General features: G+C 34.0%; 17 protein-coding genes. 16 read left to right on the top strand and 1 reads right to left on the bottom strand.

The window, feature by feature from the left end; all coding sequences use genetic code 11:
* Nucleotides 1-130 precede the first annotated feature (130 nt).
* The 7 genes from BEN26_RS07350 (at nucleotide 131) to BEN26_RS07320 (ending at nucleotide 5,908) form a co-directional block, all read left to right on the top strand.
* Nucleotides 131-1,552: an ATP-binding protein gene (locus BEN26_RS07350; RefSeq protein ID WP_084818719.1), complete on the top strand. Its 1,422-nt coding sequence runs from the start codon at nucleotides 131-133 to the stop codon at nucleotides 1,550-1,552.
* Between the two features lie 96 nt (nucleotides 1,553-1,648).
* The gene (dnaX, locus tag BEN26_RS07345) at nucleotides 1,649-3,334 is read left to right on the top strand and encodes a DNA polymerase III subunit gamma/tau (RefSeq protein ID WP_069797875.1); all 1,686 of its coding nucleotides are present in this window, start codon (nucleotides 1,649-1,651) and stop codon (nucleotides 3,332-3,334) included.
* A gap of 13 nt (nucleotides 3,335-3,347) precedes the next feature.
* Nucleotides 3,348-3,659: a YbaB/EbfC family nucleoid-associated protein gene (locus tag BEN26_RS07340; protein ID WP_068726994.1), complete on the top strand. Its 312-nt coding sequence runs from the start codon at nucleotides 3,348-3,350 to the stop codon at nucleotides 3,657-3,659.
* Between the two features lie 15 nt (nucleotides 3,660-3,674).
* On the top strand, nucleotides 3,675-4,277 hold the full coding sequence (gene recR / locus BEN26_RS07335; protein ID WP_068726996.1) for a recombination mediator RecR: 603 nt from the start codon (nucleotides 3,675-3,677) through the stop codon (nucleotides 4,275-4,277).
* An 84-nt stretch (nucleotides 4,278-4,361) separates the two neighbouring features.
* Complete coding sequence (locus tag BEN26_RS07330) at nucleotides 4,362-5,339, top strand: CPBP family intramembrane glutamic endopeptidase (protein ID WP_069797877.1); 978 nt, start codon at nucleotides 4,362-4,364, stop codon at nucleotides 5,337-5,339.
* Nucleotides 5,340-5,392: 53 nt separating this feature from the next.
* Nucleotides 5,393-5,596 carry a DUF2508 family protein gene (locus BEN26_RS07325; protein ID WP_069797879.1) on the top strand — a complete coding sequence of 68 codons (204 nt, stop codon included), beginning with the start codon at nucleotides 5,393-5,395 and terminating at the stop codon, nucleotides 5,594-5,596.
* 33 nt (nucleotides 5,597-5,629) lie between these two features.
* Nucleotides 5,630-5,908 carry a pro-sigmaK processing inhibitor BofA family protein gene (locus tag BEN26_RS07320; RefSeq protein ID WP_069797881.1) on the top strand — a complete coding sequence of 93 codons (279 nt, stop codon included), beginning with the start codon at nucleotides 5,630-5,632 and terminating at the stop codon, nucleotides 5,906-5,908.
* A gap of 121 nt (nucleotides 5,909-6,029) precedes the next feature.
* Here BEN26_RS07320 and BEN26_RS07315 read toward each other — a convergent pair whose 3' ends face one another.
* A complete protein-coding gene (locus BEN26_RS07315; protein WP_069797883.1) occupies nucleotides 6,030-6,536 on the bottom strand; it encodes a hypothetical protein in 507 nt (168 codons plus the stop codon).
* A gap of 131 nt (nucleotides 6,537-6,667) precedes the next feature.
* On the opposite strand from BEN26_RS07315, the gene BEN26_RS07310 reads away from it, so the two are divergent.
* From BEN26_RS07310 to yabA, 9 genes are all read left to right on the top strand, one after another.
* The gene (locus tag BEN26_RS07310; RefSeq protein WP_069797885.1) at nucleotides 6,668-7,861 is read left to right on the top strand and encodes a hypothetical protein; all 1,194 of its coding nucleotides are present in this window, start codon (nucleotides 6,668-6,670) and stop codon (nucleotides 7,859-7,861) included.
* A 54-nt stretch (nucleotides 7,862-7,915) separates the two neighbouring features.
* Nucleotides 7,916-8,107 carry a sigma factor G inhibitor Gin gene (locus BEN26_RS07305; RefSeq protein WP_308789529.1) on the top strand — a complete coding sequence of 64 codons (192 nt, stop codon included), beginning with the start codon at nucleotides 7,916-7,918 and terminating at the stop codon, nucleotides 8,105-8,107.
* Between the two features lie 89 nt (nucleotides 8,108-8,196).
* Nucleotides 8,197-9,660 (top strand): aminotransferase class I/II-fold pyridoxal phosphate-dependent enzyme, encoded by a 1,464-nt coding sequence (locus tag BEN26_RS07300; RefSeq protein WP_069797887.1) that lies wholly within the window; start codon nucleotides 8,197-8,199, stop codon nucleotides 9,658-9,660.
* Between the two features lie 16 nt (nucleotides 9,661-9,676).
* Nucleotides 9,677-10,327, top strand: coding sequence for a dTMP kinase (gene tmk, locus BEN26_RS07295; RefSeq protein ID WP_068727702.1), 651 nt, complete (start codon nucleotides 9,677-9,679; stop codon nucleotides 10,325-10,327).
* Nucleotides 10,328-10,329: 2 nt separating this feature from the next.
* Nucleotides 10,330-10,659 carry a cyclic-di-AMP receptor gene (locus BEN26_RS07290; RefSeq protein ID WP_068727013.1) on the top strand — a complete coding sequence of 110 codons (330 nt, stop codon included), beginning with the start codon at nucleotides 10,330-10,332 and terminating at the stop codon, nucleotides 10,657-10,659.
* 12 nt (nucleotides 10,660-10,671) lie between these two features.
* A complete protein-coding gene (locus tag BEN26_RS07285; RefSeq protein ID WP_068727015.1) occupies nucleotides 10,672-11,118 on the top strand; it encodes a YaaR family protein in 447 nt (148 codons plus the stop codon).
* A 31-nt stretch (nucleotides 11,119-11,149) separates the two neighbouring features.
* Nucleotides 11,150-12,121: a DNA polymerase III subunit delta' gene (gene holB, locus BEN26_RS07280; RefSeq protein ID WP_068727017.1), complete on the top strand. Its 972-nt coding sequence runs from the start codon at nucleotides 11,150-11,152 to the stop codon at nucleotides 12,119-12,121.
* 13 nt (nucleotides 12,122-12,134) lie between these two features.
* A complete protein-coding gene (locus BEN26_RS07275) occupies nucleotides 12,135-12,947 on the top strand; it encodes a PSP1 domain-containing protein (RefSeq protein ID WP_069797889.1) in 813 nt (270 codons plus the stop codon).
* 19 nt (nucleotides 12,948-12,966) lie between these two features.
* On the top strand, nucleotides 12,967-13,308 hold the full coding sequence (gene yabA / locus BEN26_RS07270; protein WP_069797954.1) for a DNA replication initiation control protein YabA: 342 nt from the start codon (nucleotides 12,967-12,969) through the stop codon (nucleotides 13,306-13,308).
* Nucleotides 13,309-13,323: the final 15 nt, after the last annotated feature.

Here is a 13,323-nt window from a genome sequence, read left to right as displayed (position 1 = left end):
TATATAATCAATCAATTACACCTTTTGATAGGTGTTTTTTTTGTCCCCTTATATCAGAAAAGTATCACTTTGGAAAAAGAAGGATTTTAAATAGGTGAGGTCGAATTAGTAAATAAAAAGGGGGGATTGAATGAAGGATGTAAATTTCAAATTACATATGAATGGGGAGAATTTCCTCCAATATATACACGAATCTCCAATTGGCTATTTAATTATTGATGGAAATGGATTAATTAAGGCGATCAACCCAATTTTACTTCATGCTACTTACTATAGTGAAGAAGAACTTCTAAATCAACCCTTTTCTAAACTTCTTTATTTTGAAGGAACAGCAGAGGAATTCATTAAGAAGCTTTCTAAGTTCCGATCTGAAAATTCTTTAAGATTATCATGGAAGGATGTCAATGGAAAACCATGTTATAGTAAAGTTTTGGTTTGGGAAAACAAGCAGGGAACAAAAATGTATGCAATCGCCTTTTTGGATATTCACAAAGAAAGATATCCCAGCTTAGTATCCCGTTTTGCAGAAAACTTTGTATCAGATATTAATATTGGCCTTATTGTGATTGACCAATCTTTTCATATCGTAGAGATTAGTTCTTTAGCTTGTAAGTTATTAAATGTTTCAAAGAATGAAGTGGTCAATAAATCGATTGACGAGGTATTTTTTGATGTTCCTGATGAACATCGAATTGTACAACGTACATTATTAAATGGAATTACTGTAAAAAATCAGGCAATCGCTTGGTCAAGTAACCAGCAAAAGTTTGACCTTTTAGTCGATTCAAATATTATTAGGGATGAAACGGGGCATATTGTCGGAGCCTATGTTATTTTTAAAGATGTTACTAATTTAAGGTCTTTAGAACAACAGGTTAGGCAAAGTGACCGGTTGGCAACAATCGGACAAATCGCTGCCGGAACTGCGCATGAAATAAGAAATCCCCTAACGTCCATCAAAGGTTTTTTACAAATATTAAAAACAGTTTTGATAAAAAATCAGCTTAATAATGAAATAGAATATACTGATATCATGTTATCAGAGATTGAACGAATCAATAAATTGGTAAATGAAATCCTATTATTAAGTAAGCCTAAAGATGTGATTTATCAAGCGCTTGATATCAATACAGTATTAAAACAACTTTATCCTATTATTCAAAATGAGGGTTTATTACATGGTATTGAAGTAAACTATGATTTAACGGAATCCTTACCTCTGGTTATTGCGGATTCTGAATTATTAAAACAAGTCTTTCTAAACGTCTCTAAAAATGGAATCGAGGCAATGTCAGAGGGAGGAATATTGAATATTTCTACAAAAATAGATGAGGAAAATAAAAGGGTTGAGATTGCGATTCATGATAACGGTCCAGGAATTCCCAATTATATAGCAGATAAAATATTTGAGCCATTTTTTACAACGAAGCCTACAGGTACGGGATTAGGTCTCTCTATTTGCCAAAAAATCATACATGATCTAGGTGGATCTATTCGGGTCTCAACAAAAGGGTTCGGTACAACCTTCCAAATTTCCCTTCCTTTTCATTAAAAGTATTTCCCTTGCTTAAAGCGAGGGTTTTTCTTTTGAAAAGATCGATATTTACTTGTATAATGAATGAGATAATAAAAAATTGAGGTGTAGAAGATGGCCTATTTAGCGTTATATCGTGCTTGGCGTCCTCAAACATTTGAAGACGTTATAGGTCAAGAACATATAACCCAAACCCTTCAAAATGCACTAAGAGAAAACCGATTTTCCCATGCTTACCTTTTTAGTGGCCCAAGAGGAACGGGAAAGACAAGTACAGCAAAAATTTTTGCTAAGGCAGTAAACTGTGAATTAGGGCCTAGAGAAGAACCTTGTAATCAATGTAAAACATGTATAGGTATCACAAAGGGCTTTAATATGGATGTAGTGGAGATTGATGCTGCTTCTAACCGTGGTGTTGAGGAAATCAGAGACCTTCGGGAAAAAGTAAAGTTTGCACCTACTGAGGCAAGGTACAAGGTTTATATTATTGATGAAGTTCATATGTTAACTACAGAAGCATTTAATGCTTTATTAAAAACATTGGAGGAGCCCCCTAGCCACGTTATCTTTATTTTGGCAACAACTGAACCCCATAAATTGCCTCTAACCATCATTTCAAGATGTCAACGATTCGATTTTAGAAGAGTTTCTGTCGAGGCGATGGTTAGAAGACTAAGTTATATTTCTGACGATAAAGGATATCAGATTACAAAAGAAGCCTTATCGTTGATAGCCTTGCAATCTGAGGGTGGAATGCGTGATGCTTTAAGTCTTCTTGATCAGGTTTTAGCATTTAGTGGGGATGAAATTACAGTTGAAGATGTGTTAAGGGTAACTGGCAGAGTTTCATATCAGGAATTTTCACGGTTAGCCACAAGTATTCTTAAAAGGGAAACAACAAATGTATTACAACAAGTTTCTCAATTACTACAAGAGGGAAAAGATCCAGAAAAATTACTTGAAGATTTATTATTTTATTATCGTGACTTATTACTCTATAAATCAGCACCATCACTTGAACAAATCAAAGAAAAGCCATTGATTGATGATCAATTTTCCCAAGTGGCAAACAGTTATAGCAATGAACAGTTATTCCAAACGATTGAAACGCTAAATCAATATTTAAATGAAATGAAATGGACGAATCAATCACAAATCATTTTAGAACTAGCTTTAGTTAAGGTATCTACCTCTCATCAAAATCAAGACGGACAGTTAAATAGTAAAGAACTAGATGAATTAAAAAGCAAAATAAAAGAATTGGAAAGTAAGCTAGAGCATATTCACCAAGCAGAGGCTATTGAAACAGTAAAGGTTGATCATAGACCTATAACACCTTCGCAACATCATCCAACAAATGGGCAAGTTGTTAAACGTCTATTGCAATGGAAATCTTCTTTTTCAGAAGAACGATATCAAAAGCTATTACAAGTGTGGCCCAAAATTTTACAGACTGTAAAACAGAGGAAAATTACGGTACATGCTTGGCTCGTAGATGGGGAGCCAGTTGCGATCTCTTCTGACACTATTGTTATTTCTTTTAAAAACATGATGCATCGCGATACAACAGATAAGCCTTCACATCGTCAATTAATTGAGCAGATCATTCTAGATGTTTTAGGTCAGCCTTTTCATATTTATAATATCATGCAAAAAGATTGGCAACGTTTCCTGGAAGAAAACCAAGATGAAGGTACTCAATCCCTACAGGAAGAACAGGGAGATTCTGATGAAGATGATGAAATCGTAAAGAAAGCGATTGAGCTTTTTGGAGAGGATTTAATTGTAATCAAAGATTAGGAGGACGAAAGAAATGAAAAATATGAATCAAATGATGAAACAAGTTAAAAAAATGCAACAACAAATGGAGAAAGCGCAAGAGGAATTGAAAAATAAAACGGTGCAATCCAGTGCTGGTGGAGGAATGGTGACAGTTGTGGCTAATGGTCACAAAGAGATTGTTAGTATTGAAATCAAACAAGAGGTAGTTGACCCTGATGATATCGAAATGCTTCAAGATTTGGTGATGACTGCGGTTAATGATGCATTAAAGCAAGCTGATCAATTAATCGCACAGGATTTAGGGAAATATACCAGCGGTTTAAATATTCCAGGAATTTTCTAGGAAAAAGGAGTACTTATGCAATATTACTATCCAGAGCCTATAGCAAAATTGATTGATGGGTTTTCAAAGCTTCCAGGTATAGGCCCAAAGACAGCACAACGTTTAGCATTTTATGCGATAACCATGCAAGAACAAGATGTATTAGATTTAGCAAAAGCTTTAGTACATGTTAAAAAAGACTTACATTATTGTTCTGTTTGCCAGAATATTACGGATGTAGACCCTTGTCATATCTGCCAAGATAAAACAAGAGATCGGTCTGTCATTTGCGTTGTTCAAGATCCTAAAGATGTTATCGCGATGGAGAGGACGAGAGAGTTCAATGGAATGTACCATGTTCTCAATGGGGTTATTTCTCCAATGGAAGGCATTGGGCCTGAAGAATTAAAAGTAAAAGAATTATTGGTTCGATTAGGGGATGAACAAGTAAAAGAATTAATTTTGGCTACTAACCCTAACATAGAAGGGGAGGCAACAGCAATGTATCTATCTAAGTTAGTTAAACCATTTGGCTTAAAGGTTACTCGAATTGCTCATGGATTACCTGTAGGTGGCGATCTGGAATATGCAGATGAGGTTACCTTAACAAAGGCGCTTGAGGGAAGAAGAGAGTTGTGAATCTTTTAAGTCAAAATTAAAATATAAAAAGGCAGGTTTTTCCTGTCTTTTCTTTTGTATGTAAAATAATCAGGAGGTGAGCGAGTGACAGAATTATCTATAAATCCTATGATTGACCATCGTAAAGGAAAATTAGACAAAATAGAAAACTTTATGGCCATTTTATTGCTTTTGGGTTTTATTTTAGGGATTATTTTGCAATATTCCACTTTAGAGTTTATCCCAACTAATGATGATAACTGGCGTATAGAGATTTTAGCAGAGCAATATTACCAATCATTTCATCATATCCTATTATTGTTGTCTCTGATATTAACTATTTTACCTTCATTTTTCTTTATTCCTACCTCTCTCCGTATGCAATCCCAGTTCATGGGAAGCAGAATCTATAGAGGTAGGGATTTTTTAAGGTTTATTGGTTGGTCGCAATCCCTTCTGGGTATCTTTTATTTCGTTTCATTTTTTATACCGAGCTACATGTTAGAAAATCAAATATATTTATTATTTGAGCCTTTTATTGCCCATATATTTATGTTATTCGCATTTCTTTTGACTGTATTTCATAAAAGACAAGGGATTGGGTTGCAAACAGGCTTTTCTTGGTTTAAGGCACTTATTTTTATTATTGTTATCTATCTTTCTATTGGATTATTTATTGATCTTTTAGTTACAGAACCGATAGCTAAACTATTTGATTTGGAATTGGTATCATGGCGGGAAGAGCAAATTTCTCAAGAAATTTTAGGCGCTAGTCAAAATGGTTGGTTAGGTTCTATTTTTGAAATTTTAATGATTGGTTTATTGGTGCCGATTGCAGAAGAAATTATGTTCAGAGGTCTTATACAAACCATTATTCATCGAAAGCTGGGAAAATGGGTTGGGATGATCCTAACCGCATTATTGTTTGCTCTCATTCATGTTGATCTTTCATTATTAGCACCTTTATTTGTGATTGGGATGGTATTAAGTTGGCTAAAAGTTTATTTTAATAGTTTATGGCCTCCTATTATGTTTCATATTTTAATGAATAGCATTTCTACATTTATCTATTTAATTCAATAGCATATTCATCCTCTTTCTCATCTATATATGTAATAGGAGAAGGAGGGGCCGATATGGACATAGCTAAAAAAAACAAGGAACTGTTGGATGAAATACAAGAAGCAAAAGATGAATGGAAACGAGCACTCATGCAATTTGAATACGCAGAACATCCAGATGCAATTGATTTTTCAGCATTTTATATCCAAGCAGCCGAAAGAAGATATATGTACCTTTTAAACAAATATAAACAATGGATGAGTGAAAATGGCTTATAGGTTAGAAAAAGGGAAGCAGAGGAGGGGTCAAATATGGTTGGCTTAGGTTTAGGCTGGTGGTTTTTAATCCTAATTGTTGGCCTTACGATTGTCGTATTTTTTGGACAAACTTTGTTAAGATTACTCAAATGGGGATGGTTTGCCCTTATTCGGGTTGCGATTGGCGCTTTATTAATTTTTATTTTTAATCTAATCGGACAACTTATAGCTTTTCAAATCCCATTAAATCCAATCACGGCGGTCATAAGTGGGGTGTTAGGAATACCAGGCGTATTAGCTTTGGCAATCATCAAATGGCTTATCATTCTCTGATAAACAAACTTAAGGAGCTAACCCTTTGGTTAGCTCCTCACTGCTCTTACTTCTTTTATTTCTGATTCAATTTTTTTTTGTTCAATTATGAGATAATTCCTTTCATTCGGCTTTATTGTATTCAATCTGTTTTATATACGGAGATCCCAAAAGGCTCATACTTGATAAGGATATTACTATTTTTAAGTAGAGTTACTTTAATGAAAAGAAATAAGCGAAATATAAATAAGGATAATACAAAAATAATTGAAAATAATATAGAAAAACTAGGAAACCAAAGAATAAACCATATGGAAGAAAAGCAACCTATAAAAAGATAACTTAATTCAAATTGATAGTATTCATGTAACGTTAACATCTTAGCAGGGGTTAAGCCAAACCAAGGAAGATAAGGGAACCTTAATTTGATCCCTTTTTTAAAAAAACGTAGATACCATATACCCCAAAAAAGGTAGAGAAGATAGTAGATCATCAGCAAAAGAAACATCTCTGCCCATGCGATGTAGGTTACCATCAGAATTGTTGCCAGTAATCCCTCAAATAACATGGTTAAGTACAAGGTTAACCATATGGGTTTTCTACGAAAACGAAAGAGGAGCTGATAATTGAAAACAAATCGATCGTCCATTAACAATCTCCTTATCCTTTTTACTCTTTTTTATATTTTATCTTAAATTGAGTGGTTCGTTCACTCATTTTTTTTAAAGACACGATACAATATTTTCTTGACATCATAGAAAGGAGAAAAGAAGTTTCACCATGAATCAAGTCAAAGTGCCGATCGCAAACATGAAAAACGGTAAGAAAAAGCTATCGATAGGTATATTAGCTGAAGATGAAGACCATATCAATTTAGATGAAATGCTAAAGAATGATATTTTATCTCATTTGCAAATCAACCTGTTTAATATGAAGTATCAAAATACAGAAATAGTCAATCAAGAACTCCTTACACTTTTTTTAAAAGAATCTTCCATTTTAATGCTACATCTAACGGAGAAACAACAGCTTCTTTCCTATATAAAGAAATGGAGTGATCATCATACAAATGGTTTGCTTATTTTAAGTTCTCCTATAGAGATTGGGATGGCAAACCATATTTATCATTGGTTACAGAGGAAGGGGAAAAAAATTGAAGTGGCTGTATTGCCAATGCTCTCTTTTTTTTTCCAAAGCAATCAGAAACAACTCAATTTTTTCCTATTAGGGGGAAAATCCAATGGTTCGATGACGAGAAAATTTAGAAGGGAAATAGCTAAATTAAACATCCCCTTTTTGTTTACAAGTTGCAAGGAGACGGAGCTTATTTCTATTGCTTTAGATTTTTATTATGCATTCAGAAAAGCGTTTATCTTAGATTTAGAGCAGATAGCCGTAGAGCAAAAGGTAGATGTTGAAGTACTTAAAAAAGGTTTAAAAATGATCCCTGAATATGATTACTTTCCACCTTATCATGAAGAACAGACAAAAAAGTTGATCCAAACTTTAATCTTATTACAAAGAATAGAAAAAAAACCAAACTTGTTTGTACGTTTAATATATAAAAAGATAAAAGAGGATTTCATGTGGCCTATTCAACAAATTGTAGAATTAAAAAGAGTACATTCTATCAATAGGGTTACTGTATATGGATACAATGAGGATATATTAGTTAGGTTAACTCACTTGCCTTTTCAGCAGATTATGGTCTTTACTCCCATCTCTCATAAAATTCATAAGAGAATTGTATCTCCTAAAATTGAATACATCAGTGACCTTTATCAAGCTGCTCAACAAACAGATTTGATCTTATTTTTAAGTAGCTTAAATGTAATCTCCACCATTTCATTGCAACGTTTGGGAAACTATGTTTCTAAAAAAATAATCATTGACCCTTTGAACCTTTTCGAGATCGATGAAATGAAGGCGTTAAAATGGACGTATATTTCAAAAGGAAGGGTGAAATATGTATAATCTAAGATTTCATGGAAATAATTGTGCAAAAGAGAGTAGAGGAGGCATGCACTATTGGATACAAAAGTTAAAACAAGTACTTATATATGTATCATGTGTGGGCGAAGAAAAAAGAAAGGAATTAAGATTCATAGTGGATTTATTTGTAGTCATTGTGAAGAAGAGATTGTTCATACAGATGTAAGTGATGAGAAATATCCCTTTTTTATCCAACAAATGAAAAAAGTCTGGATAAATAATGGGTGATAGGCGGAGACTTGGTAATCAGTTTCTGCCTTTTTTATGATAAAATAATGACAAGAATAGATATTCACATTGATATCAAAGGAGTTAATATGAGCAAAGTAAAGGCTCCATTATTTGAAAAGTTGTTATCTCACTATCAGAGTAATCCGGTATCTTTTCATGTACCAGGTCATAAAACGGGACAAGGATTTCCTTCTTTTGGGAAAAAAGTTTTCCAAGACCTGTTAAAAATCGATATGACTGAAATTTCAGGGTTAGACGATCTGCACCAACCTAATGGGGTCATTTTAGAAGCAGAGAAAAAAGCAGCCTCATTATTTAAAGCAGATCAAACGTTTTTTCTCGTCAACGGAAGTACAGCTGGAAATCTAGCCATGATCCTTGCGACTTGCCAGCCGGGGGACAAAATCATTGTTCAAAGAAATGTTCATAAATCTGTTATTCATGGAATGATATTAGCAAGAGCAGTACCTGTTTATATTGACAGCGAAATGATTCCCTCATTAGGTATACCAGGAAGCATCTCACTTCATACTTTGAAAGAAGTTCTTAAGAACCATTCAGATGCAAAAGCGATCTTTTTAATGAATCCAAATTATTATGGGATTGGTATTGATTTGACAGAAATTATTAATCTAGCTCATCTTTATCAGATACCTGTTTTAGTTGATGAAGCTCATGGGGCACATTTTGGTTTTCATCCTGATTTCCCCAAGTCTGCTATACAAATGGGGGCAGATGTTGTTGTACAATCGACACATAAGATGTTGTCTGCGATGACAATGGGTTCTATGCTCCATGTTAAAGGGACATTGATAGAGATTGACCGTTTAAAATTTTTCCTTTCCATGGTTCAAAGTTCTAGTCCATCTTATCCAATTATGGCCTCTTTAGATTTGGCAAGACAAGGGATAGAAGAACATGGAGAAACATTATGGAAAGAAATTTTACTAGGATTAGATTGGTTTTTAGAACAGACTCATTCCTTTCAATCTATTAGGTTACATCATCGAATCGCTAGTTACTACTATCAGGATCCATTGAAATTGATTATCCATGGCATAGTAGGGAATATATCAGGCTTTGTTATTCAAGAATTGCTAGAGGAAAAGGGGATTTATCCAGAACTATCTGACTTATTCAATACATTGTTAATTACTAGTTATGGAACAACAATAGATGATTTAAAACGTTTATTGATCGTATTAAAAGAGATTGAACAACAACTCCCATTATTATCCAAAAAATGCAACGAGAAGGATTTTACAAAGACTTTCACTGATTATCCCAAAAATAAGTTTAATGAAAGTAAGGTTTCTTTAGAACAAATATTATATGGTAGATCTACCACTGTACCTTTAGAACAAGCTGCTGGGAAAATTGCTGCGGAAATGGTTATCCCTTACCCTCCTGGAATTCCAGTGGTACAATTAGGTGAAGAAATGACTCAAGAAATGATAAATTACCTGATTGCATTAAAAAATCAAGGGGCAAAATTTCAAGGTGTTTTAGACCATCAATTGAAAAATATCAAAGTATTAGAAGGAAAATGATTTGGAGGAAACCAATTTGAAAGGTATTTTCGTAAGCTTTGAAGGTCCTGATGGAGCAGGAAAAACGACCCAACTTCATCTTTTAGCTGATTATCTAATAAGTAAGGGTTATGATGTGGTGACAACGAGAGAGCCTGGTGGGACTTTTATCAGTGATCAGATTAGACATATTATTCTTCATCCTGAACATAAAGAATTAAAAGATCAGACAGAAGTATTACTGTATGCTGCGTCAAGAGCGCAATTAGTACAAGAAAAGATCATTCCAGCTTTGAACGAGGGGAAGATCGTTCTATGTGATCGGTATATCGATGCTAGTATTGCATATCAAGCATATGGCTTAGGAATTGAGCGTCAAACCGTTCAACTTATCAATCTTTTTGCTACCTCACATTTGTGGCCTGACCGGACTTATCTTTTAGATATTAAACCAGAGGTTTCAAAAAGTAGGTTAATGAACAGAGGAGTAGGGGAATTTGGAAATGGCTTAGATCGAATTGAACAGAAGCAACTTGAATATCATAGGCGTGTCTATCATGGATTTTTAACATTGGCAGATGAAGATCCAAAACGTATATTAAAAGTAGAAGCAGATCAAGCAAAAGAAGGAATATTTCAGGTGATTAAAGAAGATTTTATAAAAATACTTAAAAAGAAGGAGGAATAGAAATGAAATTGGTTATTGCGATTGTGCAGGATAAGGATAGCCACCGATTATCTAATGCGTTAGTAAAAGAAAATTTTAGAGCGACCAAATTAGCCAGTACAGGAGGGTTTTTAAAGGCAGGTAATACAACTTTTTTTATCGGTGTAGAAAATGAAAAGGTTGACCATGTATTAAAAATTATCAAAGAAAATTGTAAATCAAGGGAACAATTGGTTTCTCCGGTATCTCCATTAGGAGGGAATGCTGATTCCTATGTACCTTATCCTGTAGAAGTGCAAGTAGGTGGAGCTACAGTATTCGTCTTACCAATTGAAACATTCCATCAGTTTTAAAGGGAAAAGTCTATGAAAATCGATAAGGGGATACAAAAATCGACCACCTATAGAGCAAGTAACCGTCTAAATGTAGATGCGCAAGCCATGCAACAGAGTTTTTCTGATTTGATGCACTCACAAAATAAGCAATATTCTAAAGAAATGTTAACCAAATTGCTAGCGGAAATTGATGAAACAGGGAAAAAGATTGCCTTATCAAGAAATTTAAAAGATATAAAAGCATACAAACAATTAATTAAACGGTTTATGGATGAAATCATACATTCAGCTATTCATTTAGATGAACAATTAAGTTATGATTACCACGGGAGAAGTAGAAGATATAAAATCATTAGAGAGATCGACAAAAAATTATTAGAACTTACCAAAATGGCATTAGATAAAGAGGAAAAACAAATTGATATCTTAGATAAAATTGGTGATATTAAAGGATTATTAATTAACTTGTATTATTAAGGTGAAAGATTAAAAAGTTAGGATGAAGGAAATGTCCTTGTATGATGTATTAGGTCAAAACAGGATTGCTGAATTACTAAGCAATAGTATTAAAAAACAACGAGTTTCTCATGCTTATATTTTTACAGGGATAAAAGGTGTAGGGAAAAAAAAGATGGCCATAGAATTTGCCAAAGCATTGAATTGTACAGTTAATTCTTCAGATGCTTGCGGCCATTGTTCAAATTGTATTCGTATCGAACATGATAATCATCCTGATGTTGTAAGGATTAGTCCAGAAGGCCAATCAATCAAAATAGAGCAAATTCGTCAATTACAAAAAGAATATCATTATAAATCAATGGAATCAAAAGTTAAAGTTTACATGATCGAACAAGCAGAACAAATGACACCTCAGGCTGCGAATCGTTTATTGAAATTCTTAGAAGAACCTAATTCGCCAACAGTAGCGATACTCATAACGGAAAATATCCACCAACTGTTATCAACGATTCGTTCAAGATGCCAGATCGTTCAGTTTGCACAACTTGATCCAAATAGCATTGTCAAAATTCTAGAGCAAGAGGGATTTAGAAAAAGTGAAATCATACTTTCTACCCACCTTACTCAAAATTTAGATGAGGTAAGAACTCTTTTAAGCACAGAAGAGTTTGCGCAAATGAGAAATCTAGTGATACAATGGAGCGAGGATATGACTTCTAGGAAATATCAAGTATTACTATCAATCAATGACAAAATCATGCAAAGTGACTATATAAAAGAACATTTACCACAATTTCTTGATTTACTAATACTATGGTATCGCGATATCCTAAATATAAGACTTAAACGCAAGGATTTAATTATATACAGAGATTATTATGACCAGCTTAGGATGCAGGCATTACATGGTTCAGAAGATCAAATCATAGAGCACATTGAATTGATCTTAGCAACAAAAAGAACTCTGTCTTCACATGTAAACCCGCAACTTGCTTTAGAAAAGATGGTCTTGTCTTTATAGGAGGGATTTATTTTTGTATTCTGTAGTAGGTGTTCGATTTAAAAAGGCGGGAAAAATCTATTACTTTGATCCTGAGGATTTGTCAGTAGAAAAAGACCAGTTTGTGATTGTAGAAACTGCGCGGGGAATTGAATATGGTCAGGTTGTAATAGGAAGAAAAACCGTTGGAGACGAGGATGTTGTTCTACCCCTTAAGAAAGTGATGCGAATTGCTAATACCGAGGACGCACTACAAGTAGAGCAAAATAAAATAGATGCCAAAGAGGCTTTTCAAGTCTGTTATGATAAAATTGTAAAACATGAACTAGAGATGAAATTAGTCGATGTAGAATATACATTTGATCGGAATAAAATCATTTTTTATTTTACAGCTGACGGAAGAATAGATTTCCGAGAATTGGTCAAAGATTTAGCCGCTGTTTTCAGAACCCGGATTGAGTTAAGACAAATTGGAGTTAGGGATGAGGCTAAAATGCTAGGGGGAATTGGCCCATGTGGTCGAATTCTCTGTTGCTCATCTTTTTTGGGAGACTTTGAACCAGTATCTATAAAAATGGCCAAGGATCAAAACCTATCATTAAATCCGACTAAAATATCTGGATTATGTGGTCGATTGATGTGTTGTCTTAAGTATGAGAATGATAACTATGAGAGTGGCAAAGAAGAACTTCCTGATATAGGAAGTAAAGTAATGACCCCGCTAGGGCTAGGTCGAGTAGTTGGGCTTAATATTTTAGAACGCAAAGTACAAGTAGAGATTAGTGCAACACAGAATGTAGAAGTAATGGCTTTAGACGATGTTGTAGTGGGGGAATTTGAATTTTAAATTATTTGGGGTTGATATTGTGGAAAAAAAAGAGATTTTTTCACAGGTAGCAGACATTGAAGAAAAAGTCGGGGAATTATACCAAGAATTGGGATTTTTAAAACAAAAAATTGTCACCCTTTTAGAAGAAAATCATCATTTACACATCGAGAATGAGCAATTACGTCAGAGGTTGGAGGAAAAATATCCATCATCTGATCCATCAGAAAAGACTGTGAAAGAAAAGACTAGGATTGGCGAGGGATATGACAATTTAGCTCGTTTATATCATGAGGGGTTTCATGTTTGTAACCTTCATTATGGAAGCCTGAGAACTGAAGGAGATTGCCTCTTTTGCTTATCATTTTTAAGTAAATCTTAACGACTCTCATTATTA

It is taken from the genome of Tepidibacillus sp. HK-1 (assembly GCF_001748485.2).
Taxonomy (GTDB): Bacteria; Bacillota; Bacilli; order Tepidibacillales; family Tepidibacillaceae; genus Tepidibacillus_B; species Tepidibacillus_B infernus.
Note: the sequence above shows the minus strand (reverse complement) of the source record. Positions and strands in the feature narration are given on the sequence as shown.

Bases quoted from the DNA above. Each gene is read 5' to 3' on its own strand.
- BEN26_RS07290 (WP_068727013.1), top strand. From the start codon at position 10,330: ATGAAATTGGTTATTGCGATTGTGCAGGATAAGGATAGCCACCGATTA.
- BEN26_RS07325 (WP_069797879.1), top strand. From the start codon at position 5,393: ATGGACATAGCTAAAAAAAACAAGGAACTGTTGGATGAAATACAAGAA.
- dnaX (WP_069797875.1), top strand. From the start codon at position 1,649: ATGGCCTATTTAGCGTTATATCGTGCTTGGCGTCCTCAAACATTTGAA.
- recR (WP_068726996.1), top strand. From the start codon at position 3,675: ATGCAATATTACTATCCAGAGCCTATAGCAAAATTGATTGATGGGTTT.
- BEN26_RS07310 (WP_069797885.1), top strand. From the start codon at position 6,668: ATGAATCAAGTCAAAGTGCCGATCGCAAACATGAAAAACGGTAAGAAA.
- BEN26_RS07350 (WP_084818719.1), top strand. From the start codon at position 131: ATGAAGGATGTAAATTTCAAATTACATATGAATGGGGAGAATTTCCTC.
- holB (WP_068727017.1), top strand. From the start codon at position 11,150: ATGTCCTTGTATGATGTATTAGGTCAAAACAGGATTGCTGAATTACTA.
- BEN26_RS07315 (WP_069797883.1), bottom strand. From the start codon at position 6,536: ATGGACGATCGATTTGTTTTCAATTATCAGCTCCTCTTTCGTTTTCGT.
- BEN26_RS07320 (WP_069797881.1), top strand. From the start codon at position 5,630: ATGGTTGGCTTAGGTTTAGGCTGGTGGTTTTTAATCCTAATTGTTGGC.
- BEN26_RS07285 (WP_068727015.1), top strand. From the start codon at position 10,672: ATGAAAATCGATAAGGGGATACAAAAATCGACCACCTATAGAGCAAGT.
- BEN26_RS07340 (WP_068726994.1), top strand. From the start codon at position 3,348: ATGAAAAATATGAATCAAATGATGAAACAAGTTAAAAAAATGCAACAA.
- BEN26_RS07300 (WP_069797887.1), top strand. From the start codon at position 8,197: ATGAGCAAAGTAAAGGCTCCATTATTTGAAAAGTTGTTATCTCACTAT.